At 68.7% G+C, this 7,241-nt stretch carries 8 protein-coding genes and 1 tRNA gene; 2 read left to right on the forward strand and 7 right to left on the reverse strand.

Annotated features, from left to right (window positions below; translation table 11 throughout):
* Window positions 1–339 (forward strand): phosphoenolpyruvate carboxylase (locus AOK15_RS35180; protein ID WP_055522378.1); only part of this gene is annotated, 339 nt, incomplete at its 5' end.
* A 135-nt stretch (window positions 340–474) separates the two neighbouring features.
* Here AOK15_RS35180 and AOK15_RS35185 read toward each other — a convergent pair.
* The 7 genes from AOK15_RS35185 to AOK15_RS35215 form a co-directional block, all read right to left on the reverse strand.
* A complete protein-coding gene (locus AOK15_RS35185) occupies window positions 475–999 on the reverse strand; it encodes a hypothetical protein (RefSeq protein ID WP_240508740.1) in 525 nt (174 codons plus the stop codon).
* A 103-nt stretch (window positions 1,000–1,102) separates the two neighbouring features.
* The gene (gene pth / locus AOK15_RS35190; RefSeq protein WP_055522382.1) at window positions 1,103–1,705 is read right to left on the reverse strand and encodes an aminoacyl-tRNA hydrolase; all 603 of its coding nucleotides are present in this window, start codon (window positions 1,703–1,705) and stop codon (window positions 1,103–1,105) included.
* Window positions 1,706–1,793: 88 nt separating this feature from the next.
* Window positions 1,794–2,387, reverse strand: coding sequence for a 50S ribosomal protein L25/general stress protein Ctc (locus tag AOK15_RS35195; RefSeq protein WP_055522383.1), 594 nt, complete (start codon window positions 2,385–2,387; stop codon window positions 1,794–1,796).
* 194 nt (window positions 2,388–2,581) lie between these two features.
* Window positions 2,582–3,556, reverse strand: a complete 975-nt coding sequence (locus AOK15_RS35200; protein ID WP_055522386.1) for a ribose-phosphate diphosphokinase — start codon at window positions 3,554–3,556, stop codon at window positions 2,582–2,584.
* A gap of 106 nt (window positions 3,557–3,662) precedes the next feature.
* Window positions 3,663–5,111, reverse strand: coding sequence for a bifunctional UDP-N-acetylglucosamine diphosphorylase/glucosamine-1-phosphate N-acetyltransferase GlmU (gene glmU / locus AOK15_RS35205; RefSeq protein WP_079058882.1), 1,449 nt, complete (start codon window positions 5,109–5,111; stop codon window positions 3,663–3,665).
* Window positions 5,112–5,244: 133 nt separating this feature from the next.
* Window positions 5,245–5,318 (reverse strand) — tRNA-Gln (locus AOK15_RS35210).
* 11 nt (window positions 5,319–5,329) lie between these two features.
* Window positions 5,330–6,106, reverse strand: coding sequence for a hypothetical protein (locus AOK15_RS35215; RefSeq protein WP_055522390.1), 777 nt, complete (start codon window positions 6,104–6,106; stop codon window positions 5,330–5,332).
* A gap of 167 nt (window positions 6,107–6,273) precedes the next feature.
* Here AOK15_RS35215 and AOK15_RS35220 point away from each other — a divergent pair.
* The coding region (locus AOK15_RS35220; RefSeq protein WP_055522392.1) for a sensor histidine kinase at window positions 6,274–7,241 on the forward strand (968 nt) is incomplete at its 3' end.

Consider the following 7,241-nt stretch of genomic DNA (forward strand, 5'->3'; position numbering starts at 1 on the left):
GCCAAGACCGACCTGCGGATCGCCCAGCACTACGTCGACACCCTCGTCCCCGACGAGCTCAAGCACGTCTTCGACACCATCAAGGCCGAACACGAGCTCACCGTCCGCGAGGTCCTGCGCATCACCGGGGAGGAGAAGCTGCTCGACGCCAACCCCGTCCTCCAGCAGACCTTCTCCATCCGCGACGCCTACCTCGACCCCATCTCCTACCTCCAGGTCGCCCTCCTCAAGCGGCAGCGCGACGCTGCCGCCGCCGACGAGACCCCCGACCCGCTCCTCGCCCGAGCCCTCCTCCTCACCGTCAACGGCGTGGCGGCGGGCCTGCGCAACACCGGCTGACCCGGACACGGAAGAACGGTGCCCCCGTGGTCCTACGACCACGGGGGCACCGTCGTGTGTGCTCAAAATTGGGTGCTCAGGGCTGGGTGCTCAGGGGGACAGCCTCTTCGCGCGCTCCCGGCCGGACGGCCGGCCTCACAGGGCGACCCAGGCCGCCGTGATCAGCGCCAGACCCGCACCGCCCAGCACCCACGCCGAGCGCCGCATCCGCAACCCGCCCGCCACGACCACCGAGGACAGCAGCAGCGCACCACCGAGCGGCACCCACGCGTGCAGCAGACCCGCCGGACCCGTCCGCACCACATCACTGCTGCCCGGCTTCACGACGACCGAGTACGTCTCCCCCGTCCGCACCGCCACCGAGTGCTCGATGCTCACCCGCTGCCGCGCCGTCGACCCCGCCGACACCGGCTCGTACGGCCCCCAGCAGACCGACCCCTCACACCGGGACACTGTCATCGTCCCCTGCTCGCGCCCCTTGCTCAGCATCACGTGCTGGGCGCAGCCCCAGGAACCCCACACCCCGGCGACCAGGATCACCAACGCGACGACACTCATCACCGCGAGCCGCCCGTACCGCAACGCGCTCGACGCACCAGCCTTGCGCGGCAGCGCGCGAGCGTGCCGCGAACGGGAAGCGGAGGCATGGCTGGCGGGCATGGCGGGGATCATTGGCCATGGCACCGCGGTCGGTCAACTCCCGCAGGCCAACCGGGACGAGGACGCAATCGCGACTTGTCCGGATCCCTCCCGAGATCAACCCTCAGGAGTTGTACGTCCCCTGTGCCCGCTCCAGACCGTCGATCACCAGACACTCCACCGCGTCCGCCGCCCGGTCCACGAAGTAGTCCAACTCCTTGCGCTCCGCAGACGCGAAGTCCTTCAGCACGAAGTCCGCGACCGGCATCCGGCCCGGCGGCCGACCGATCCCGAACCGCGCCCGGTGGTAGTCCGACCCCATCGCCTTCGTCATCGACTTCAGCCCGTTGTGACCGTTGTCACCACCGCCCAGCTTCAGCCGCAGCGTCCCGTAGTCGATGTCCAGCTCGTCATGGACGGCCACGATGTTGCCCACCGGCACCTTGTAGAAGTCCCTGAGCGCGTTCACCGGACCACCGGACAGATTCATGAACGACATCGGTTTCACCAGGATCACCCGCCGGCTCATCGGCCCCGGCGGCCCGATCCGCCCCTCCACGACCTGCGCCTGAGCCTTCCCGGCCCGCTTGAACCTCCCCCCGATCCGCTCGGCCAGCAGATCCACCACCATGAACCCGACATTGTGTCGATTCATGGCGTACTCGGGCCCGGGATTCCCCAACCCGGCGATCAACCAGGGGGCAGCGGGATCGGTCGTCACGTCCATGTCTCCATTCCTACGCGAACCAGCCGCCGCTCCCGCAAGGGAAACGGCGGCTGGATCAAGACTCGCTGTACCGCTGTCGCAGTACGGCTCAGGCCTCGGCGACCTCTTCGCCCTCGGCGCCCTCCTCCGAGGGCTCCTCCGCCTGCGCGGCCAGCACCTGGAGGACCACCGCGTCCTCCTCGACCGCCAGGGAGACACCCTTCGGCAGCGCGATGTCCTTCGCCAGGACGGACGCACCCGCCTCAAGGCCCTCGACCGAGACGCTGACCGACTCGGGGATGTGCGTGGCCTCGGCCTCGACCGGCAGCGCGTTCAGGACGTGCTCCAGCAGGTTGCCACCCGCCGCCAGCTCACCCTCGGTGTGCACGGGGATCTCGACGTTGACCTTCTCGCCCTTCTTCACGAGCAGCAGGTCGACGTGCTCCAGGAAACCCTTGATCGGGTCACGCTGCACGGACTTCGGGATCGCCAGCTCGCTGGTCTTGCCGTCGATGTCCAGCGAGATCAGGACGTTCGGCGTACGCAGCGCCAGCAGCAGCTCGTGGCCCGGCAGCGTCAGGTGCAGCGGGTCGGAACCGTGACCGTACAGAACACCGGGAACCTTGGAGTCACGACGGATACGACGGGCGGCACCCTTGCCGAACTCGGTACGCGTCGACGCGGTGAGCTTCACCTCGGACATGATCACTCCTCGTAGAGATAGCAACGGACGTGGTCACCCGGCCACGAACGGCCTGCTACGAAGAGCGCGTCGATAACGGACAGCCGAACCCGCGCACAGAACGCGGACGGCCTCCCTCGCCGAGCAACTGCAGCAGTCTACTCGGCAAGGGAGGCCGCACCCAAAACGATCTCTACACGACCGCTCCGCGATCCCTACTGCTCGTCGAACAGGCTCGTCACCGAACCGTCCTCGAACACCTCGCGCACCGCGTTCGCGATCGTCGGCGCGATCGACAGCACCGTGATCTTGTCCAGCTCCAGCTCGCTCGGCGTCGGCAGCGAGTTGGTGAACACGAACTCGCTGACCTTCGAGTTCTTCAACCGATCGGCGGCCGGACCCGACAGCACACCGTGCGTCGCCGTCACGATGACGTCCTCCGCACCGTGCGCGAACAGCGCGTCGGCCGCGGCACAGATCGTGCCACCCGTGTCGATCATGTCGTCCACGAGGACACAGATGCGGCCCTTGACCTCACCCACGACCTCATGCACCGTGACCTGGTTCGCCACGTCCTTGTCACGCCGCTTGTGCACGATCGCGAGCGGGGCGCCCAGCCGGTCGCACCAACGGTCCGCCACCCGCACACGACCCGCGTCCGGGGACACCACCGTCAGCTTGCTCCGGTCCACCTTCGCGCCCACGTAGTCCGCCAGCAGCGGCAGTGCGAACAGGTGGTCCACCGGACCGTCGAAGAAGCCCTGGATCTGGTCCGTGTGCAGATCGACCGCCAGGATCCGGTCCGCACCCGCCGTCTTCATCAGATCCGCGATCAGACGCGCCGAGATCGGTTCACGACCACGGTGCTTCTTGTCCTGGCGCGCGTAACCGTAGAACGGCACGATCACCGTGATGGAGCGGGCCGACGCGCGCTTCAACGCGTCGATCATGATCAACTGCTCCATGATCCACTTGTTGATCGGAGCCGTGTGGCTCTGGATCAGAAAGCAGTCCGCGCCACGCGCCGACTCCTGGTACCGCACATAGATCTCGCCATTGGCGAAGTCGAAGGCCTTCGTCGGGACGACCCCGACACCCAACTGCTGGGCGACCTCCTCGGCAAGCTCGGGGTGGGCGCGGCCGGAGAAGAACATCATCTTCTTCTCGCCGGTCGTCTTGATCCCGGTCACAGCACTGTCTCCTCAGAGGTGTCACAGCTGGGCACGGATGACCGCTCAGCTGGGGTGCGGGTGTGCACTTATCACGGTACGCCGTCCCCGACGCACCCGTTTCCGGTCAGCTTTCGCTTTCCGCCTCCCGAGAAGCCGCCTCGGCCGCCTTCGCCGCCGCGCTCCCCGGACGCTTGCGAGCCACCCAACCCTCGATATTCCGCTGCTGGCCACGGGCCACGGCCAGCGAACCGGGCGGCACATCCTTCGTGATCACGGACCCGGCAGCGGTGTACGCACCGTCCCCGACCGTGACGGGAGCCACAAACATGTTGTCCGAACCCGTCTTGCAGTGTGAGCCGACGGTCGTGTGGTGCTTCTGCTCACCGTCGTAGTTCACAAAGACACTCGCCGCACCGATGTTCGAGTACTCGCCGATCGTGGCGTCGCCCACGTACGACAGATGCGGAACCTTCGTCCCCTCACCGATCGACGCGTTCTTCGTCTCGACGTACGTACCGATCTTCGCCTTCAGCCCCAGACGCGTCCCCGGACGCAGGTACGCGTACGGCCCCACCGTCGCCTGCGGACCCACCTCCGCGCCGTCCGCCACCGTGTTGTCCACCCGCGCGCCGGCCCCGACCACCGTGTCCTTGAGCCGCGAGTTCGGACCGACCTCCGCACCCTCACCGAGATGCGTGGCACCGAGCAGCTGCGTACCGGGGTGCACCAGCGCGTCCTGCTCGAACGTCACCGTCACGTCGAGCCATGTGGACGCCGGATCCACCACCGTGACACCCGCGAGCATCGCCTCGGTCAGCAGCCGGTCGTTGAGGATCCGGCGGGCCTCGGCGAGCTGCACACGGTTGTTGATCCCCGCGATCTCCCGGTGGTCCACCGCGACGGACGCGCCCACCCGGTGCCCGGCCTCCCGCAGGATCCCCAGGACGTCCGTCAGGTACTCCTCGCCCTGACTGTTGTCCGTCCGCACCTTGCCCAGCGCGTCCGCGAGCAGCTGACCGTCGAACGCGAACACACCCGAGTTGATCTCCCGGATCGCCCGCTGCGACTCCGTCGCGTCCTTGTGCTCCACGATCGCCGTCACGGCACCCGAGGCGCCGTCCCGCACGATGCGGCCGTAGCCGGTGGCGTCCGGGACCTCGGCCGTCAGGACGGTGACGGCGTTGCCGTCGGCCGCGTGGGTCTCGGCGAGACGGCGGAGCGTGGCGCCCGTCAGCAGCGGGGTGTCGCCGCAGACCACGACGACCGTCCCGTCGACGCCGCCGCCGAGCTGCTCCAGGCCCATCCGTACGGCGTGCCCCGTGCCGTTCTGCTCCGCCTGGACCGCGGTGCGTACGCCCGGGTCGACCTCGGCCAGATGCGCGGCGACCTTCTCGCGGGCGTGCCCCACGACGACGACCAGGTTCTCCGGGTCCAACTCGCGCGCGGCGGCGAGGACGTGGCCGACCAGGGAGCGGCCACAGATGCTGTGCAGAACCTTGGGTGTGGCCGACTTCATACGGGTGCCCTCACCCGCTGCGAGGACGACGACGGCTGCCGGGCGGGTTGCGCTCACGGGGATGCCCTTCGGCTGTGGATGAGTGGGGTGTGGACATCCGCAGGATACCGGGGGGCAGTGAGGGGGAAATGTGAGCGGGCCCTGACCCGTCTGGCTGCGGTCAGGACCCGAACTGAGGTCTTGTGTGCTGTGGCTCCCGGAGAAGGATTCGAACCCTCATTCAACGGACCAAAACCGTTTGTCCTGCCCTTAGACGATCCGGGATGGTTTAGTCGCTATGCCCGATTTCCTAGATCGGAAGCGACGCCAGCCCCTACTATGCCGTACCAGGCACCCTCCATGCGACGGTACAGGTCGGCGCTCCCCAGCACGTAGATGATCAGGCAGCCTCGGTACGCCTGAGAGGTGTTCCTCCGCCTCGTCCTCGGGTTGTGCTTCTTGAGGCTGGCCTTCTGGAACACGGAAGGGGCCACGCCGGCCAGTCCGGCCCAGAAGGCTTCGGCCTCCGTCACGTCGGCCGACTCGTGAATGCTCACCCGGAAGCGGAGCCGCTCCCGCTCCACGCCGAGTGTGTCGAGCCAGCGCAGGAAGAAGCCGATGACGTTCGGGTCGCTGTTGATGAAGTGCAGCCTCTCGCGGCGGCTGTACGGCTTGTCCTTGGCGCCTTCCGCCCAGTAGAGGGCGACACCCGCGAGGAACACCTCTCGATCGGACAGCTCGCCGACCGCATGCGTGGCGGCGGCTTTCGTCTGTCGGCGTTCCTCCTCTCGTTGTTGCAGCCTGGCCTCCCAGCCTCTCCTGGCGATGGCCGAAGCCTCGTCGGTGCTGCGTCTGCGCTCGGGCTTGGGCAGGTCGCGCACCCATAGGGAGATCGAACTCTTCGAACAGCCCAGCTCCACCTGGATCTGGTCGTATGTCCAGCCCCGGACGCGAAGCTCTCTGGCCTCGGCGCGGAGGTCGTCCTTGGCGCGCGGGCGCCTGGTCCGCTCGAGGGCGGGCTCGCCCTCCCGCAGGGCCTGGAGATCGGGGTGTTTGTCGTGCGGGTGTGCCATGGGCTTACCGTCTGGGCGGAATGGGGGGTTCCGGGGTCGAACGGTGTGCGATTCAGTAGTTCGAGGGATACCGGGTGGTTTCGCTTCTGTTCGATTGGGCGGTGTGGTGTAGGCCAGTACGAGAAACTCGCCGGAAAAGCGGGGGCGCTCGAACGTAGGCTGGGGGTATGACCGCGACGGGGGAAGACCGCACCGGGGCCAGGATGGAGGGCCGCCCGGTCGGCCCGTGGTGGTGGGAGCGGTGGCGGGGGGCCGTGCTCGACGGCGCGCTGGCGTTCGTGTCGGCGGTCGAGTGCTCCGTGGAGGGCGTCGCGTTCGCCGGCGACGCGGGGCTGCCGGCGGCGGTGGGGGTCGTGTTCGGGGCGCTCGCCGGTTCCGTGCTGCTGGTGCGGCGGATGTGGCCGGTCGCCGTCGTCCTGGTGTTCATCGCTGTCGCGCCCGCTCAGATGGGGTACCTGATGGGGCTCGTCGGCCTCTACACCCTGGCCGCGTCCGAGGCACCGAGACGGATCATCGGGGCGCTGTCGGGGATGGCGTTCACCGGGGTCTTCATCGTGTGGTTCGTGCAGGCCACGCAGATCACCCGGGGCGAGGACGGCGGGGTGAGCGGGGACGCCGTGGTCGGCGGCGACGAGTGGTTCGCGCTGTTCCTGGCGCTGACGGTGGCGATCGGACTGACGGCGCCACCGGTGCTGCTGGGGCTGTACGTGGGGGCCCGGCGGCGGTTGATGGAGAGCCTGCGGGAGCGGGCGGACTCGCTGGAGCGGGAGCTTCAGCTGCTCGCCGAGCGGGCGGAGGAGCGGGCGGAGTGGGCCCGGGGCGAGGAGCGGACGCGGATCGCGCGGGAGATGCATGACGTGGTCGCACACCGGGTGTCGTTGATGGTGGTGCACGCGGCGGCGTTGCAGGCGGTGGCGCGCAAGGACCCCGAGAAGGCCGTGAAGAACGCGGCGCTGGTGGGGGACATGGGGCGGCAGGCGTTGACCGAGCTGCGGGAGATGCTCGGGGTGCTGCGGTCGGGGGAGGGCTTCTCGACGGTGCGCTCCGCCGAGCCGCAGTCGGTGCCGTTGGCGGCGGTGGGGGCGGCCGCGGCGGCCGCCGCTTCGCGGGCGGAGGACGAGGTGGGGGAGGGGCC

The sequence above is a fragment of the Streptomyces ossamyceticus genome (assembly GCF_001418475.1).
Classification (GTDB): Bacteria; Actinomycetota; Actinomycetes; order Streptomycetales; family Streptomycetaceae; genus Streptomyces; species Streptomyces ossamyceticus.

Bases quoted from the DNA above. Each gene is read 5' to 3' on its own strand.
- AOK15_RS35215 (WP_055522390.1), bottom strand. From the start codon at position 6,106: ATGGCACACCCGCACGACAAACACCCCGATCTCCAGGCCCTGCGGGAG.
- AOK15_RS35185 (WP_240508740.1), bottom strand. From the start codon at position 999: ATGCCCGCCAGCCATGCCTCCGCTTCCCGTTCGCGGCACGCTCGCGCG.
- AOK15_RS35195 (WP_055522383.1), bottom strand. From the start codon at position 2,387: ATGTCCGAGGTGAAGCTCACCGCGTCGACGCGTACCGAGTTCGGCAAG.
- pth (WP_055522382.1), bottom strand. From the start codon at position 1,705: ATGGACGTGACGACCGATCCCGCTGCCCCCTGGTTGATCGCCGGGTTG.